General features: G+C 70.3%; 11 protein-coding genes. 7 read left to right on the top strand and 4 right to left on the bottom strand.

The features are described from left to right. Positions 1–109 precede the first annotated feature (109 nt). Positions 110–289 carry a hypothetical protein gene (locus tag WMF14_RS49145; RefSeq protein ID WP_272096946.1) on the top strand — a complete coding sequence of 60 codons (180 nt, stop codon included), beginning with the start codon at positions 110–112 and terminating at the stop codon, positions 287–289. On the opposite strand, the gene WMF14_RS49150 is transcribed toward WMF14_RS49145, so the two are convergent. Then, the gene (locus tag WMF14_RS49150) at positions 257–3664 is read right to left on the bottom strand and encodes a hypothetical protein (RefSeq protein WP_437797924.1); all 3408 of its coding nucleotides are present in this window, start codon (positions 3662–3664) and stop codon (positions 257–259) included. The two genes, WMF14_RS49145 and WMF14_RS49150, sit on opposite strands and share 33 nt — an antisense overlap. A gap of 1166 nt (positions 3665–4830) precedes the next feature. Here WMF14_RS49150 and WMF14_RS49155 point away from each other — a divergent pair. Then, a complete protein-coding gene (locus tag WMF14_RS49155) occupies positions 4831–8016 on the top strand; it encodes a fibronectin type III domain-containing protein (protein ID WP_437797926.1) in 3186 nt (1061 codons plus the stop codon). Between the two features lie 184 nt (positions 8017–8200). Here the strand turns inward: WMF14_RS49155 and WMF14_RS49160 are convergent, their stop codons facing one another. The 3 genes from WMF14_RS49160 to WMF14_RS49170 all read right to left on the bottom strand — a co-directional run bounded on the left by WMF14_RS49160 (position 8201) and on the right by WMF14_RS49170 (position 10972). Continuing rightward, the gene (locus WMF14_RS49160) at positions 8201–9049 is read right to left on the bottom strand and encodes a class I SAM-dependent methyltransferase (protein WP_437797927.1); all 849 of its coding nucleotides are present in this window, start codon (positions 9047–9049) and stop codon (positions 8201–8203) included. A gap of 181 nt (positions 9050–9230) precedes the next feature. After that, positions 9231–10238 carry a S1 family peptidase gene (locus WMF14_RS49165; RefSeq protein ID WP_437797929.1) on the bottom strand — a complete coding sequence of 336 codons (1008 nt, stop codon included), beginning with the start codon at positions 10236–10238 and terminating at the stop codon, positions 9231–9233. 68 nt (positions 10239–10306) lie between these two features. Beyond that, a complete protein-coding gene (locus tag WMF14_RS49170) occupies positions 10307–10972 on the bottom strand; it encodes a hypothetical protein (RefSeq protein WP_437797931.1) in 666 nt (221 codons plus the stop codon). A 498-nt stretch (positions 10973–11470) separates the two neighbouring features. Between WMF14_RS49170 and WMF14_RS49175 the strand changes: the two genes are divergently transcribed. The 5 genes from WMF14_RS49175 to WMF14_RS49195 all read left to right on the top strand — a co-directional run bounded on the left by WMF14_RS49175 (position 11471) and on the right by WMF14_RS49195 (position 16662). Then, positions 11471–12622, top strand: a complete 1152-nt coding sequence (locus tag WMF14_RS49175) for an AraC family transcriptional regulator ligand-binding domain-containing protein (RefSeq protein ID WP_437804437.1) — start codon at positions 11471–11473, stop codon at positions 12620–12622. Between the two features lie 918 nt (positions 12623–13540). Then, positions 13541–13813, top strand: coding sequence for a hypothetical protein (locus tag WMF14_RS49180; RefSeq protein WP_437797933.1), 273 nt, complete (start codon positions 13541–13543; stop codon positions 13811–13813). A 39-nt stretch (positions 13814–13852) separates the two neighbouring features. Further along, on the top strand, positions 13853–14254 hold the full coding sequence (locus WMF14_RS49185; protein ID WP_437797935.1) for a hypothetical protein: 402 nt from the start codon (positions 13853–13855) through the stop codon (positions 14252–14254). 742 nt (positions 14255–14996) lie between these two features. Continuing rightward, entirely contained in the window at positions 14997–15428 is a 432-nt protein-coding gene (locus WMF14_RS49190) for a hypothetical protein (protein ID WP_437797937.1), read from the top strand. A gap of 460 nt (positions 15429–15888) precedes the next feature. Then, on the top strand, positions 15889–16662 hold the full coding sequence (locus WMF14_RS49195) for a phosphoenolpyruvate--protein phosphotransferase (protein WP_437797939.1): 774 nt from the start codon (positions 15889–15891) through the stop codon (positions 16660–16662). Positions 16663–16696: the final 34 nt, after the last annotated feature.

Consider the following 16696-nt stretch of genomic DNA (forward strand, 5'->3'; position numbering starts at 1 on the left):
GATGACGCGCTCATCGCGGCCCAACGTAGCACGCGGGGCCGCGCGTCAGCGATGGGGTGGCACGCCATTCGCCTCGTCCCTGGATGGACCCTCATCGAAAGGGGCACGAATGAGAAGCTGGACCGATGTGGTGCTCTGGAGCGTGGTGCTTGTCTCGCTGCTGACCTGGCTGCTCGCCGTGTTCGGTGTGCTGGCCGTGCACCCGTGGACCCCCGCGCTCCTCGTGATCTCCGCCGCCTTCGCCGTGACCGGGATGCTACGGCAGATGCCCGGGCGGCCGCGGCTCTGAGCCGGCGGGAGCGGCCGGGGCGTCCGCCTCCGACGGCGACGGCGTGTCCGTCGCTGTCACTGTCGCCGGGGGCGAGGGCCCGTCCTGGCAGCACCGGGCGCCGGTCGAGTAATCGAGGTAGCTCCTCGGGTGGGCCGTGACGAGGGCCTCGCAGCCTGCGCGTGTCGAGCGCGAGTAGAAGCCGCCGGCGAACGCTCCGCCCGGCTCGTTCACCCACTCATCGAGGTTGCCCACGAGATCGTAGACCGCGTCGCTGCCCCAGCGGCTCCTGCACCGCGGGCTCCCGCCCGTCTCCCGGAGCAGCGGCTCCCGGGCGCTGCGCACGCGGTTCAGCCGGGGATCCAGGTGGCCAATCGACGCGTTGCCGTGGAGCAGCGCGGCGGGGTGCGCCGGCCGGTAGACATTGCACGCGCCCTCCTCGAACGTGTCGCCGTACGGGTACAGGGTGTCGTCCTCGCCGCGGCACGCCGTGACGAACTCCTCGACCGAGCAGAGCCGCTTGCCGGCCGCAGCGCAGGCGCTCTCGGCCACGAGGCCGGTCACGTAGCCGCTCGGCCGCACCCCGGACCGCGAGCGGGCCAGGGCGGCGATCGCACGGCCGCGCTGCCAGGGGGCGAGCAGGGGCAGGGGGAAGGCGCGCGCGTGGACGTCGCCGATCCGCCGCAGGCCGGTCGACCAGTCGGCGAGGGTGAGCTCGAGCAGGTTCGGGGTCGACGGGTAGTCGGGCGAGAGCGCCTGTCCGGTGGCGCCGTCGACGAGCATCGCCTCGAAGCGATCGATGCAGAAGCGGCCGCCGTCGACGGCCACCATGTCCGCCGGGCACGCGGGCCCGCCGGACAGCGCGGCCGCGGGCGCCTCCGCGGGCTCTCCCGCGGCCGAGCGCGCCGCCGCGCCCGCGGGCAGCGCGGGGCGAGCGACGCCGGCTTCGGCCTGCGCGTCGAGGCCGCTCACGGCGCTCCCGAACCACCGCAGGCTGCCGTCGGAGGCCCAGACGACGTCGCCCACCACGCAGGCGCCGGGCGCCGCGAGCTCCGGGACGGTCACGAAGGCGCCGGGCGCCGGCGCCGGGACCGCGCGCCGCGCGGGCTGCCCGTCGACGCAGAGCGCGCCGGTGTCGTCGGCCGGCCAGGGCTGCGACGCGAGCTCGGCGCCCTCGTCGTCCAGCCACACCACGTGGCGCCGGGCCGCGTCGCTGAGCAGCGCGCCCCCCTCGGGCAGCGCGACGAGCCGCACCGCGAGGTCGCCCTCGACGATCGGCAGCGAGGTCACGCGCGCCGCGCCGGGCCGGCCGAGCGCGTCGATCGAGAGCGCCACGACCGTGCGCGGATCCGCGGCGCTCACGCCGGCAACGATGGCCCCGCCGCCGCGGCGCTCGCAGGCGTCGAACCCCGCGCGCACCGGCGAAGCGACGGCGAGGGCGGGCGGCGTGCGGCCTGCGGCGACGGGCTGGAGCGCGCCGGGCGCGGGCCCGCCCTGCGCGCCCGGCCCGGTGAGCGCGCCCGAGGCGTCGAGCCAGGTGATCTGGAGCCTGTCGCCGAGCACCTCGAGGAAGAGCCCGCGCTCGCGGCCGCCGACGAGCGCCGTGCTGTCCTCGTGCGCGTGCCCCCGCAGCGCGGGCACCACGAGCGGTTCGGGCAGGAGCCGCGCCACGTCGGTCCTCGCGAGCCACCAGGACGACCCGATGCGCGCGGCGCGCCGCCTGTCGGTGGGGCGCTCCGGCTCGCCGATCGGCGTGCCCGGCGCGCCGCCGCCGGCGCCGCCCGCAGGCGTGGCGCCGAGGCGATCTGGCGTCGCCGCCGCGGTGACCTGGGCGCGCGCGTCGAGCCGGTGGAGCTGCCCCGCGGCGAAGGCGAGCCCCTCGCCGTCCGTCGCGAGCGCGCCCCACGCGACGCGCGCGCGCCGCGCCGGGAACGGGTCCGGCTCGCGGCGCGGCTGCCCGTCGGCGCGCGAGGCGGAGAAGAGCCCGCCGGAGATCGTCTGGAAGTACGCGCGATCTCCCGCCCACGCGGCGAGCCCGGGATCGTACCCCGGCTGCCCCGGGGCGCGCCGGGCGCCGCTCGCGGCGATGCGCTCGAGCGCGCCGATCTCGGCCGGCGTGACCGGGCTCGCGTCCGCGAGGCGCGCCGGATCCACGGCGCAGACCGCCCGGGGCGCGGCGCCGGCGGCCAGCCGCTGGAGCGAGGGCGCGACGCGCGTCGCCTGGCAGGCCCCGTTGCGGCCGGTGACGTCGACGACCACGGCGCCTGCGCTCGCCGTCACGAGGCGTGGATCCTGGTGGCCGCGCAGCGCGCCGTACTCGAGATCGCCCTCGACGACGACGGCGCGCCGGCCTGGAGCGAGCTTGCCGTCCTCGCCGAGCGAGGCGAAGGCGATCTGCGCGCTCCCGAGCCACGACGTGCTCGTCTTCTTCGAGCTCGCCGCGTAAAACAAGAGGTCGATCGCGCCTGGCCGCCCGCCTGCGTCGATCAGCCCCATGCCGTCGAGCGGCGGCCGGAAGCGCAGCCCGGTGGGGGACGACGTGGCCGCGATCCCTTCGGACGGCGAGACCCAGCGGAGCCGCACCTCGACCTCGGGCAGCGGGTCGGGCCGCTTCGGCCTGGGCGCGGGGCGCGCGGTCTTCGTGGGCCGATCCTCGCGCCCGCGGCGCTCGCCGCGCTTCTTCCGCGTCGTCTTGCCGCTCGCGCCGGAGGCCTTTGCCGGCTGCTTCGGCTTCGCCACCGTCGCCTTGCGGCCGGGGGCCTTGCGCCCGGGCTTCGCTGCGGCGGAGCGCTCGCGCGCGGCGCGCTGCGCCGGCGTCGTGGAGCTCGCGCGCGGCGCGGTCTCGGCGAGCTCGAGCAGCGCGACGCGCTCGCCCACGGCGGCCATGGCGTGCGCGCGGATCGGAGCGCACGTGCGCGACGCGGTCGAGGCCTCGCCTGGGAGGATGGCTGTCACGCAGAGCTCGTCGCCCTGCGAGGTGAGCAGCGTGGTGGTCCCGTCCGGGGAAGAGTGGGCGCCGGCGAGGTCCTCGTCGAGGAGCAGGTGCGGCGGTCCGAGCTCGCCGGTGGCAGCGTCGAGCCGCCTGACCCAGCCGGCGCGATCCGACGACAGCTTGGAGAGGAGCAGCGCGGAGCGGCGGTCGAGCGACGGCTCGATCGTGAACGGGAGCGGCTGCACGGCCGCCGTGCCGAGCGGCGTGCGGCCGGGGGGAGCCTCGCTCGCCAGGGCGGTCGCGGCGGCGCCGATCGAGGGCGCGCTCTCCGAGGCGGGGACCGGGGCCGCGCTGGTGCCGGGCGCGTGCGCCGCGGTGCCGGTCTGTGCGGGCGCGTCCCGCAGGGAGCCGCCGGAGCACGCACCCGCGCCGCAGGCGAGCGGTACGAGCAGGGCAGCGATCACGGATCGGGAGGAGAGGGGGGATCGGGGACGACGCATCCTTCGTTCGCGCTCGGGTCTCCTTGTCCGCGTGCCTGCCCGGGACGGCGGCCGAGCCTAGCGCGGGCGCCGGCCGCACGCTCGCGGTTGGTCCGGAGCGGCGGTCCGTCCCTCGTCGTGCGAGGCAGGTCCACGGGCCCGTGCCGGCCAGGTCGCCGCAGGGGGAGCGTCGCCCGCGTGAAGGGCTGAGGCGCGCCGGAGCGGCCCGGTGGAGGCGGCCGCGAAACCGCAGAGAGGTTTCCGCGTAGCAGCGGATGAACCCGCCCGACGGAGCGCGCAGGGAAGCGCGCGCCGCGAGCTCCGCCGCCTCTGCTCCTCCGCCCCTTTCGTCCCTCGCGCCTGCATCCCTGCCCTGAGCGGCGTGTACGCCTCTGGATACACCTTGGTAGACCCCGTCTCCGAACCAGGACGGACGGCCGCAGGACTCCGTGCCTCTGCCACCGTCGCGCGGTCCGCGAGCGGACAGGCCCTCTCGTGGCTCCTGTCGCGCGTCGAGGAATACGTCGGGCAACGCGGTCGCTTGCGAATACACCCCGAGAGCGATCCCGTCCGCTACCTCTCGCGCATCAGCTGCAACGGTCTCGAACGGGCTTTATCGCGACGCCGGGGCTCGCGGCCCCGCAGGCTGGCTGTGGCGTGAAGGCGGCCCCTTGGATGCGTAAATCGACCTGTTGATATCGCGTCGCTTTATCAGGAGGTAGCGGTTCGCATCGACCATGTTCCGTCACCGGAGGTGAGCGCGTCGATTCGCCCTTGATTGAGTCGGTTTTGTCGACAATATCAGCGGGAAATCGAACGAGACATCAGAGCGAACGGTGGGGCTTTGCTCCCCTCCTCTCCACCTCCCTGTGAATCTCCCGCGAAAATAATTCGCGGGGATGTTCCAGGGGTCGCCCTTGACTGGACCGGTTTTGTTGGCCATATCGGTGGGAAATCAAACGAGGCGCCAGAGAGAAGGGTGGGACTTTACTCCCCTTCTCGCCGCATCCCTGTGAATTTTCCCGAGAATATCGCGGGGATGTTCCAGGGGTCGCCCTTCACGTCCTCAAATCGTTTCCTCGAAACGGCGCCCTTTGGTTTGCGCCGTCTCCCGATCCTTTTTGCTTCATCCATCACGAGGTCAAGTAGCAATGCGTCAACGTCGTATCCTCGCACATCTCTGGCTCCCGCTCTTCTGCCTTCCCGCATGCGTCTCTTTCGATTCGCCCGACTCCGTCGAGGCGATCGCGTCTCAGCAAGCGGCCCTCTCCGGCACGGATCTGACCCCGACGTCCACGGCCGACGTCAGCGACATGTGGGGAAATCTCCCGGGTGACGAGGGCATCGACAAGGTGCACGACGGCGACATCGACACCAAGCTCTACATGCCCCGCCGCAAAGACTGGATCCAGTACCGGATGCAGGCTCCGTCGATCATCGTTTCGTACGACATCACCTCGGCCAACGACTACCCGGACCGTGATCCGCGCGACTGGACCTTCGAGGGCTCTTACGACGGCCTGACCTGGCACGTGCTCGACACGAGAACGAACGAGTCCTTCACCTCGCGGCACCAGACCCGGTCCTTCACTTTCTCGAACTCGAATGCGTACCTCTACTATCGCTTGAACGTCAGTGATAACTTCAGCGACGACGACGATTACAACGAGCTGCAGCTTGCCGAGCTGCGCGTCGGTGGCTCGGTGGCGGCGGGCACCATGCCCGGCACTCCGGCGCTCGGCGCACCGAGCGTGAGCTCGAGCGCCGTCACGCTGACCTGGGCGCCCGCTGCGAACGCCACCGGCTACTACGTCCAGCGCGTGAACGACGACGGCAGCGGCACCACGGAGTTCTTCACGAGCTCCACCAGCTACACCGACACGAACCTGGCTTCGGGTACGGGCTACCTCTATCAGGTGCAGGCGGTGAACGGCGCGCTGCGCGGGTTCCCGTCCGCGGTCTCCGCGCGCGCCACGACCGCGGGAGTCGCCGCTCTCCAGGACATCACCGCGCTCTCCTCGTCCGTGCCCGTCGAGCAGCACCCTGGAAACGAAGTCACCGGCGAGGAGGTCACGAAGGTCACGGACAACAATCCGTTCTCGAAGTACTACGAGCCGAGCTCCAGCACCTGGATCCGGCTCGCGACGCCGAGCTCCGTGGTCCAGAGCTACAGCCTGACGTCCGCCAACGATTTTCCGGTCCGCGATCCGAAGGACTGGACGCTCGAAGGTTCGAACGACGGCACGAGCTGGACCGTGCTCGACACGCGAACCAACCAGTCGTTCACGAACCGGCACAGCACGCGCACGTACGCCTGCAACCCCGAGCACCTGGAGTTCAGCCACTACCGCCTGCACATCCAGGCCAACCACAACGACGTCAGCACGCAGCTCGCGGAGTGGCGGCTCTTCGGCACGAGCAGCGCCTCGCTCGCCGCGCCGGCGGCGCCGGGCAACCTGAACGCGCAGGTCCTGTCGGGCAATCAGATCCGCCTCACCTGGACCGACAACGCCGGGCAGCTCAACCCCGAAACGTCGTACCGCGTGGAGCGAGCCACGAACTCGAGCTTCACCTCCGGTCTCGTGATCGGGACCACGGGCGCCGGCAGCACCGAATTCCGCGCCACGGCGCTGGCGCCGAGCCAGACCTACTATTTCCGCGTCAGCGCGCTGAACGCGGCGGGCAGCTCGAGCACGGTCGGACCCGTGAACGCGACCACCACCGCGAACACACCGCCCCTGTCGTTCGTGGAGAACGGCTGGTACGGCGGCCAGAATCGCACGGTAACCCGCACCTACTCGGACGCGCACATCGCCACGTACTTCGACCAGTACGTCCCGAACCCGACCGGCGTCACCTGGGTGAACCCGATCATCAGCGAAGCCTGGGCGTACGCGAAGGACACCTACGGCAGCATGGTCGACCCGATCCTTTACGTGATCGGAAACCAGGACGACGCTCCGGGGGACGAGGGCAGCGACGCCTACGACGCCGCGGGAGTCGTGTACGCCTCGAGCGACGAGGCATCCTATCGAAACATCATTTTCACCAACACCGAGGATTGGTCGGTGCCGGACTACGGCTGGGCCCTGCAGTCGCTGATCCACGAGATGGGGCACATCGTCGAGAGCAACAACAACGGCATCGCGGGCTCGCCCGCCTTCAATGCCTGGGGTGACAGCAAGTGGGCCGACATCTTCGGTTACGACGTACACCTGCACCTGACCACGACCCCCTCGAACATGGCCTCGCAGTTCTACGAGGAAATGCTGCTCAAAACCGATGATTACGGCGTTCACTGGTTCCGCGACTGGCTCTATCCGCTCTATGCTGGCGAGTTCGGCAACACGGCCGCGGACCACAAGGGCAGCCGGTTCCTTGCTGGGTTCTTCGAGCTCCTCGCCGAGCATCTGCCCACGATCAACAGCAGGTACGGCGGTCGCCCGCTCAACCTCGGCGAGTACATCCACTTCTGCTCGGGCGCCGCGGGGGTGGACCTCGAGGACGAGGCCCGGCTCGCTTTCCGCTGGACTCCGCGGCTGGAGCTCGAGCTCGCCAGGGCGCAGTCCGAGTTCCCCGGCGTCTCGGCGCTCTACCTCGGCAATCGCGCGCCCGGGTTCACGTTCGATCCGATCACGCGCAGCGCCACGGTCAACGTGGCGCTGTCCGGGCAGACGCTCGCGGGGACGGCTGCCGATCCGGACCTCGGCGACACGCTGACGTACGCCAAGCAGAGCGGCGCGAGCTGGCTCACGGTGGCGAGCGACGGCACGCTGAGCGGTACGCCGCCCACCGGCGGGCTGAGCACGGCCGTCGTGCGGGTCACGGATCAGAACGGCCTCTTCGATACGGCCGAGCTCGTCTTCGACGTGACGGGCGGAACCTGCACTCCGGAGAGCGACGCGCAGCTGTGCGCGCGGCTCGGCGCCAGCTGCGGCAGCGTGAATGACGTCGACAACTGCGGCGCGCCGCGCAGCGTGAGCTCGTGCGGCAGCTGCACGGCCCCGGAGACCTGCGGCGGCGGGGGCACTCCGAACGTGTGCGGCGGCTCTGGCGGCAGCGCTCCTTGCAGCGGCCTTTGCTCGAGCCCGGTCGTGTTCTCGACCCAGAGCTACCCGTCGGGCAACCTCGGCACTGCGGCCACCTGCCACGAGACCCTCGCGAGCCTGCAAGGGCTCAACTGCGGCAACTTCGCCGCGGGGCGGACCTTCCGCATCAACGGCGTGCTCGTGACCTGCAACGGCGCCAATGTCACCTTGCCGGCCACGCGAAACGGCGGCTACTGCATGCAGGCCAGCGCCGGGAACGAGCCCTGGGCGTACTTCGCGACGTTCTGAGCTCCTGCGCATAGGTAAAAGAAGCCGGTTCGCTGCGCGATGAAGTGTGGCGCGGCGAACCGGTGGGGCGGGAGCGCGAGCGTCGCGGCGGCTCGTTTACGGGAACGTGGGCAGGTAGGGCGCTGCCTCCCGGCTCCGGAAGTGGAGCGCGGTCGCTGTCGGGCGGCGTCGCGCTCTCTCCGCTTCAGGAACGGCGATCCGCCGTCACGATGCGCAGGTGCTTCGCCACCTTCGTCGCGCTGCCGACGTCGGGAGACAGCGCGGCGCCGATACCGTGGATGTCCTCGTCCGCGGTGACGCCGAAGCCGTGCCTGGCGAGGAGCGCGCGCATCGCGTCGGCGGTGAACGCGGAGCGCAGCGGCTCCCCGAGCCGGCGCACGAGCAGGCCGACCACGCGGAGCATGAGCGCGGGGCTGTGATAGAGGATGACGAGGCGGCTGCCCGCGGCCGATCGCTGCGCGAGGACGGCGAGCGTTGCCTCGACGTCGGCCGGGGTCAGGTACATGACCACGCCCTCCCAGATCCAGGTGGTCGGGCGCGCGGGATCGTGGCCTGCCTTCGCGAGCGCGCCGTCGAGGGCGTCGCGCTCGAAGTCGACGGGTACCCAGCGGATGTCCCGCGCGCACGGGGAGAGCGCCCCGACGCGCGAGCGCTTGTCGCGCTGCGAGTCCGGGTGATCGACCTCGAAGACGACGACGTCGCGCAGCTCCGGCATGCGCCACGCGCGGCCGTCGAGGCCGGCGCCGAGGATGACGAGCTGCGGCGACGTGGCCCCTCGGATGGCGTCGTCGATCGCTACCGTGCGCGCGACCATCACCTTCGACTGGCGCTCGAGGTACGCGCGGCCGAGGCGCCCGCGTAGCCCCTTCGGCGTGACGCCTGCACGGAAGCGCTCAACGCGGGCTCGGACCTCGTCGGGCAGGAGCGCCATCGCGGTCGGATCGGAGAACCGCGTCACTGTCGTCGCGCCGTGCGCCGCTGCACGTCCCATGCACACGAGCTCCGCGGTCCGGCTTGCGCGCCCAGGCTTCATGCGTGGAACGATAACGGCGCATCCATCACCCGCAAGCCCTGCGGATAGGTGCGCATTCGCTCTTTCGAGCAACCACGGGGCTCTCCGCAACGCTGGCGAACCTCACGTCAGTCGCCGACCTCCCCCGCGAGCCCGAGCTGCACCCCGTGATCGCGCTGGTCATGGAAAGCCCAACTACATCTCACCGGCGTGCCCTGGATCGTCGCACGAGCATCGCGATGGCGCCCGCCATCAAGGCGCCGTTCGCCCCGACGCCCCTCTGGTCCCTGGAGCGCTCGGCGCGGCCAACGGCGCATCCGCCCGGCGGGTCTCCCTCGAGGCCCGCCGCCGGCGCTTCGCCGCCGCTCGTAACGGGCGCCTCTCCGTCGGCGTTCTCCGCTATCCAGCGGCTGTATGCGGGCGCGAGCGTATAGATCCCGCCGTCTCCGCACTCGGCGCCGGCGGGCGAGCCGAGCGCCCGGACGCTGATGCCGAGCAGGTGCGGCTCTCCAGCGATCATGAGGCACGCAGGCCCGCCCGAATCACCAGGGCAGCTGTCCGGCGACCCGGACGCGCCGGCCGAGAACTCGGTCGCGTTCCGCTGCTGGAAGGGCGTCTCGCCGACGTACAGCGCGCCGGAGGGCTCGCCAGGCTCGCCCCGGGCGCCGTAGCCGGCGATCACGACCTGTACGCCTTCGTCCAGCAGGTCGTCCAGCGCCTCGGGCGGGACCAGCGGAACCGGGGGCATCGTCTGCACGGGGGTCTCCAGCAGCAAGAGCGCGATGTCCTCCGCCCGGGCGAGCTCCCTCGCGCCGATCGTGCCAGGCGCCGGGAAGCCCTGGTGCCGGACGACCTTTCGAATACGGAAGGTCTGCTCGGGCGGCGCGTCCGTCACGTCGAGCGCGCCCGCCGCCACCCGCAGGTTCGCTGGCCCGAGCTCGGCAAGGAGCTCCCCGGTGACCTCGTCCTGGAGCACGACGCAGTGGGCCGCGGTGACGACGCAGCTCGGTGAGATGAGGACGCCCGAGCACTCCTGGACACCCTCGCTGTCCAGCACGGCGACCGCGCCGAAGAGGGCGTCTGGGGTCGCCGGTCTCCCGTCCTTGATCGCGAAAGACTGCTCCTCCACGGGGTCGCCGGGCAGGATGTCCGAGCACCCCCCGAGGCCGCCGAGGGCCGCGCAGGCGAGAGCGACGAGGCGTGAGCTCATGTCACGAAGGCTCCGGGCTCACGGCGAGCCGGGCTCGGGTGCCCGGCTCGCCGCGCCCTCGGGATCGGTTACTGGCACTCCGGGATGCTGGAGCAGGACGCCTTCGACAGGCGGATGCCGTCCACGACCGGCACCCCGGCGAAGAACGCCGAACACTTCGCGGCCGCCCAGACCCCGATCGTGTTGAACTCGTGGCAACTCCAGTTGTCCGAGAAGGAGACGCTGGCGCGGCAGCAGTACGTCGACGCCCTCTGGGACGAGTCGCCGGACTCGACGACCTTCTCCGCGACCGAGAGCCAGCTCGCGCGCAGCTCCGTGAGCCTTGCGTCGAGGGTCCCGTCCGCGTGCTGCCGCTCCATCTCGAGCAGGACGGGATCGTAGGACTGGAAGAAGAGCTCGATCGCGTCCGACCCGACAGCGAGCAGGTCTCCGGAAGAGGCACCCTCCTGGAGGAGCTCAATCAAGGTCTGGATCGGGCTCTGCTGCCGCATGGCCTGCGCCTTGGACCAGGCCTCGGCCCATTCGGCCGAGAGCGTCCCGGAGGCCTGCCGCGCCTCCAGCTCGGCGCCGATGTTCTCCACCGTCCGCAGCAAGAGGTCGGGCGTGACGGCCGAAGTCGCCTCGGCCTGCGGCGCGGGCGCGTCGATCTCCGTCTCCGTGGCGTCGCCCGAGCCGCAAGCTGCGGAGAGCGTCGCGATCAGCATGGACAGGGCAAGAGCAAGCTTCTTCTTCATTCGGATCTCCTCGAAGGGTTCGTGATTGCAGCGCCGCCCGGCGCCATCGCCGCGGTGCGCTCGGCGCGCCGGGGCGTCCGCGCGATTCCACACGGCTCCGCCGAGCGCTCAGCAGGCAACAGGCGCCGCTCGCCGCTGGACTGCTGCGGTGAACGGACCTATCCAGGCATCCTGCTCGCGGCGAGCATTTCCGGCCGAGACGGTGCTACGACAAGCTGTAGCACGCGCTTGCGAGGGCTCGAGTTCCACTTCGCGACAGGCGATGTACAGAATGCGCCATCGTGTTGCGATATCGCAAAATTGCACCCACGCTGCTTCGATCTCGCGTTCTCTTCCTGGAGCGGAGGCCGCTGCCGCAACCGCAATCTGCGTCGTCGTTGCAGGCGCAGCACCCCGGGATCGCGTCGCTGGCGACGGTTTACATTTCGCGACACGCCCACATAATGAGCGATCGTGCCGGCTCAAGGTTCGGGATCCACGGAGCTCTTGCGGGCTCTGGTGACGGCGGCAGCACGAGACGGGCTCGAGGCCGAGGAGGTTCGGCGCGCGATGGCCCTCCCCAGCGGTCTTCTGGAGAAGCGGGGCGCTCGCGTGTCCATCGCCATGGTCCGCCGCGTGTGGAGCGCGTTCACCGACCACCGGGCGGCTGGTCCTCTCCTGAGCCTCCGCGCTGCCCGGCAGCTCCCCCTGGGGAGCCTCGACATCCTGGATTACCTCACGGTGGCGAGCACGACCGGCGCGGAGGCGTTCGCGCACCTGACGCGGTATCTGCCGCTGCTCGCCGATGCTGGGCGCGTCTGGACCGAATCCGACGGCAAAAGCTTCCGATTCCGTCACGACGCTCCAGGCGGCGTCCCCTCGCTCTCGGAGCTGCTGCTCGGGCTGATCGTCGCGCGCTCCCGGGCGCTGTTCGGTCCGGCCTACGCGCCGCGCCGGATCCATTTCGCGCACGCGCCCCTGGCCGCGGCGAGCGCGTATGAAGAGGTCCTCGGCGTCCCGGTGCGTTTCGGAGGCCGCTTTGACGAGATCGTCTTCGATCGCGCCATCGCTGAAGCGCCGATCGCCAGCCAGGATCCGCGGCTCATGAGCATCCTTGTCGTGCAGGCGGAGGAGGCGCTCTCTCTCCTCGACGTCCGCGAGCGCATCACGCATGACACCGAGTTCGTCTCTGCCTTCCGGCACGCCCTGGCGCTGGCGCTCGACGCGGGTGACCCCGGCCTGGCGCGCATCGGCGAGCGCTTCGGGATGAGCGCGCGGACGCTGCAGCGCCGCCTGGCCGCGGCGCACGTCAGTCACCGCGAGCTCTTGCAGGAGCTGCGGCTGGAGCGGGCGCGGCGGGCGCTGGGCGCCGTCCAGCCCAAGGTCGTGTCTCATGAGCTCGGCTATTCGAGCCCGAGCGCCTTCCACCGCGCGTTCAAGCGGTGGACGGGGCTGACCCCCGGCGCCGTGGCCGAGGGCGCCGCCTCGCCGCTGGTGGGACGGGGCGGCACGTCCATCTGCGACACAGGCGGGCATCGCCGCGGCCCACCATCCAACCCCACGGCTTCACGTGAAGGAACGCCTTGTCAGAACGGCGAATCGCAGCCCGCTCCACGAGAGCGCACGGCGCGCGATGACGAGACCGCGATGGCCGCACGGCGCGGCGCGTAGGTAAAAGAAGCCGGTTCGCTGCGCGATGAAGCGTGGCGCGGCGAGCCATTATACGCGTCCTGAGCATCAAGCGGAAAGAGAACCGCGTTCGCGTTGCTTGTTACGCGCCACCTTCCTGATTCCTCAATCATGAGAGGCTCGACGGACCGAAGCTTGCACGATTCATAAGATCGTGTGCAGCGCTCTTCCGTCGTGGGTCCTCTACGACGTACGCAACCCAGGCTCCCCTTCCGTCCGGGTGCAACCCAGGCTCCCGGTCTGAACCGTTCACCACGCCACCGGTCCGTGCCTGACCCAAGTTGACGTCGAGCGATCGCTACAGGTACCGTCGTCTCGTGCGGTGGGGGACGCGATTGTATCGGTGCGCCGGATGCTCGGCCCCGCGTTTTTCGCCGTCGGCGCAGCCAAGGCGGCGGGCAGCCCTCCTGCGCCCGGCCGGCGCGATGGCGTGGAGGTCAGCGACCTGCCTGGTCACGAGCGCAGCGCGTGCGACGCTCACCGGGGTACCGACATGCAGGCCGGCCAAAAGCCCGGCGCGTCCGATTCCGCTGATGCCACAAGGACGGATCCTGGGTGCGCTGGGGCTGCCGGATTGCTCGGCCTCCAGACGGGCGCGTGTGCGGTTGCGCCGGCTGGCTTCAGCGGGGTTGACAGCGCAGTGGACGACCTGGCGCGCCTCCGGCGCCGGAGGTGCGTGATGCGACGATACGTCTCGTTGTTCCTGCTGGCTCTGCTGGCGTGCGTCCTGCCCGAGGACGGTGCGTCCGTTCGAGGACGAGCGCGCATCGAGTCGGTCGGCCCTGACTCCGGGGTGCTTGAGGTGATCGAGGCACCGTACGCAGGGGAGATCGAGGGGGGCCCGAGAGCGCGACACGGGAGGAGGACGAGCAACTCGATCGATGGTTCGCTCGTGAATCGGTGGTCGTCATCAACGGCGAGGTCATCGACCACGAGGAGATCGCGGTGCGTCGCCGCGCCGCACGCCGCGAAGCAGCCCGAAACGACCTCCCCGGACGGCTATCCCGCGCCATCAGCGAGCAGATCAGGGGGGTGAAGGTCCTGGCCTTCAAGTTGAGGGTCTGGGTCGAGGGGGTGCGCTGCGACGACAAGCGGTTCATGTCGCCGCCACCGGCGCCGGCGGGCCACTGTCCGGACGGCGCCGAGGACTGCGACGATGCTTCCCTGCGGTGACCGGCCTCCTCTCGCTGGCCGCAAGGCGTGGGCTGGGTGATGGGTATGAGCGTTGAATGGACGAAAGACATCCTTCTCATCTGGGAGATCGGGCGCAGAATACGGTCTGGCGGCTTGTCGGCCGAGGAGCGGCGCGCTCTGGCTGAGAAATTTGGCGTGAGCGAAGAGGTGGTGCTGCGTTATGAGCGCGCGAGGGCCATTTACAATGTGGAGATAGCCGACAAGCGGTGGCGTCAGGCCAGGCGAGAGACGCTCTTCCGGATGACAGAAGGCGGAAAGACGTTCGGGCTGGAAAAGTATTCAGATGAGTTGGAGGCGACGTTGGAGAGGTTGAGGGATGCGGAGCCCGAGAACGAGATCACCCGCGAGCTTCGTGACGCTAGAGATGCGATCAGGGCAGAGCTCGGCCTGCCCCCCGTACCGCCCGAAGACTACTCATGAGTCCCCGCTCACGAACGCGCCGGAACGCTCGATCTCGGACGTCTCCTTCACGTTGCGTGAGACCATCGAGCTTGCAACGTATCCGCCTATGTTGCGCGTATGCGGCATCGGAGGTGCGTGATGCGGCGATGCGTGTTGTTGTTCCTATTCGTTCTGTTGGGCTGCTCTGTTCCCGATTACGACGCGTCCGTTCGAGTCCAAGCGTGGCTCGAATCTCTCGATGCAGGCGCGGATGTGCTCGATGTTCGGTGCACCGGCAATGTTGAAGAGCCCCGCGGGAGCGGGACGTGGGTTGAGTATGAGCGATTTGACCGGTGGACTGCACAAGACGTGCTGGCGGCTATCAGAAACCAGGGCCTCGATTGGGGTGAAGTTGTGGCGCGTTGTATCGGTGCAAGCAAATTCGAGTTCCCCAAATGGCTATTTAATGAAATTGGTAAGAATATGTCGACGGCGGACCGCATGCTCTTCAAGATGAGCTTCCATGTAGAGGACGTGCGCTGCCACGGCACCCCGCTCAGGTCGCCGCCACCGACGCCGGTGCGCAGCTGTCCGAACGACATCGATGGTTGCGACGACGCTCCTCCGATGGCGAGCGACCTCCTCCGCCGCTCCCACCGCCGGGCGGAGGCGACTTCTGAGCGACGGCCTCTCGCGGTGCCGGGTCGTTGCCGCCGTCGCCGTCACCTTGCTCCCCGGAGTCGCCCGCGCGGGCGAGTTCGAGCTGGAGGCGGGCCTCGGCGTGGGCATCACGTCGCTGGGCGAGCGTCGCGCCACGGGAGGGATGACCCTGCAGCCCAGCGTAGCGCTCGGCTGGCGGTTCGCCGAATGGGGCAGCCTTCATTACCGCAACGCGATCTCCTTTTTCAATTTGAAGGATTTGCGCTGGATCGGCGTCATCGACGTGAACGCCGCCGTGCTCGGGATCCACCACCGCGAGCTCACGCTGGAGCTCGGTCCGAGCCTCGACGTGTTCGCCGTGCCGCTCTGCGCCGACACGTGGTGCCAGCGTGAGCACGGCCTGGCGCCGGCCCTGCATCTGGGCGCGACGCTATCCCCGGCACCGGAGAGCAGGCTTCGCGGCAGATGCACGCTACATACGGCGTATATCCCAGGTATCGCCTGGTCTGGGATCTCCATCAGCATCGCCGTCGAGGGCGTCTATCGCTTCTGATGGCAATCCCAGCGCGCGTCGCCTTGCGCGTCCCTACGACGTGGGCTCACCTCGAGCAGGAGAGGCCTTGACGCCAGCACCTCGCGCCTCGGGCACTCGCCGTCACTCTGGAAGTCGTCGAGCGTGCGCGCCTGCGCAACCACGAGTCGTGCGCCGTCTCGACCGGGCCGCCGAGCGCGCCGGCGAGGTTGTACCCATCGGTGTGCTACGGGGCGTGGGGGGACGCCGGCCGGCATGCTGCGGGGCGTGGGGGGACGCCGGCCGGCATGCTGCGGGGCGTGGGGGGACGCCGTCCGGCGTGCGGCGGGGCGTGGGGGGACGCCGTCCGGCGTGCGGCGGGGCGTGGGGGGACGCCAGCCGGCGTGCGGCGGAGCGTGGGGGGACGCCGTCGGTGTGCTGCGGTGCGTCGACTACGTGCTGCCGCCTTGCTGGGTCATCTCGCGCCCGATAGCCAGGTCTGATGGGAAAAGCCGCATTTCTCGCCCGCCGGCTCACGCCGAGCGGGTGCATTGTTGCAGGTACGAAGCTCGCCGCTCACCGGGAGGCCCTGAAGTCGAAGAAGATCAAGCTGTCTCCCAAGGTCGACGCAGCGGTCCAGTCCGTCATTGCGTCCACCGAGGCGCTCGAGGTGCTCGGGAGCATCGACGCCACGATGGTGGAGATCGATCGCGGCACCGACCGGTGCATCGGAGCGTTCAGCAGCCAGCTCGCCAGCATCGAGCGCGCCTTCGATCATGACGACATCCTGCCGCTCACGGAGGACGAGGCGGCGCGCCGTCGCGATGCGCTGCTGGTGCGCTCGGAGGTGCTGTCGTCGGGCACCGACTTCATCCGCCTCGTCTACTCCCAGCAGTGGGTGCGCATGAGCGCGATGATCAAGGCGCTCGAGGGCAAAGACGTGAAGGCGGCGGTCGAGCGTCTCGGGCTCTCGGCCGAGACAGGCCGCCTCCAGCGCTGGACGGAGCTGTACGGCAAGAAGCTTGGCGTCACCGAGGCGAAGGCCGCGGATCCCGCCGTCAAGGCGGTCGAGGCGTGGCACGAGGCTTACGGCACGCTCCTGGTCCAGGCCCATGCCGAGTACGACGACGACAAGGACGAGACGCACGCGCTCCTCCGTGACCGGCTGCTCTCGCCTTACGAGGACGCGGCGGAGGAAGAGCGGCGCGCCGACCAGCGGGCCCGCGCCGCCAGCGCCAGGAAGAAGACCGCGGTCGAGCCTGAGCCGATCGGATAGCGCTGCTCCTCGCATGCCGGCCGGCATGCGACCG

The organism is Sorangium sp. So ce693, from assembly GCF_051521375.1.
GTDB lineage: Bacteria > Myxococcota_A > Polyangia > Polyangiales > Polyangiaceae > Sorangium > Sorangium atrum.

Excerpts from the sequence above, each read along its gene's own strand:
- WMF14_RS49165 (WP_437797929.1), bottom strand. The coding sequence starts at position 10,238 with ATGAGCTCACGCCTCGTCGCTCTCGCCTGCGCGGCCCTCGGCGGCCTC.
- WMF14_RS49195 (WP_437797939.1), top strand. The coding sequence starts at position 15,889 with ATGGGAAAAGCCGCATTTCTCGCCCGCCGGCTCACGCCGAGCGGGTGC.
- WMF14_RS49185 (WP_437797935.1), top strand. The coding sequence starts at position 13,853 with ATGGGTATGAGCGTTGAATGGACGAAAGACATCCTTCTCATCTGGGAG.
- WMF14_RS49145 (WP_272096946.1), top strand. The coding sequence starts at position 110 with ATGAGAAGCTGGACCGATGTGGTGCTCTGGAGCGTGGTGCTTGTCTCG.
- WMF14_RS49170 (WP_437797931.1), bottom strand. The coding sequence starts at position 10,972 with ATGAAGAAGAAGCTTGCTCTTGCCCTGTCCATGCTGATCGCGACGCTC.
- WMF14_RS49160 (WP_437797927.1), bottom strand. The coding sequence starts at position 9,049 with ATGAAGCCTGGGCGCGCAAGCCGGACCGCGGAGCTCGTGTGCATGGGA.
- WMF14_RS49155 (WP_437797926.1), top strand. The coding sequence starts at position 4,831 with ATGCGTCAACGTCGTATCCTCGCACATCTCTGGCTCCCGCTCTTCTGC.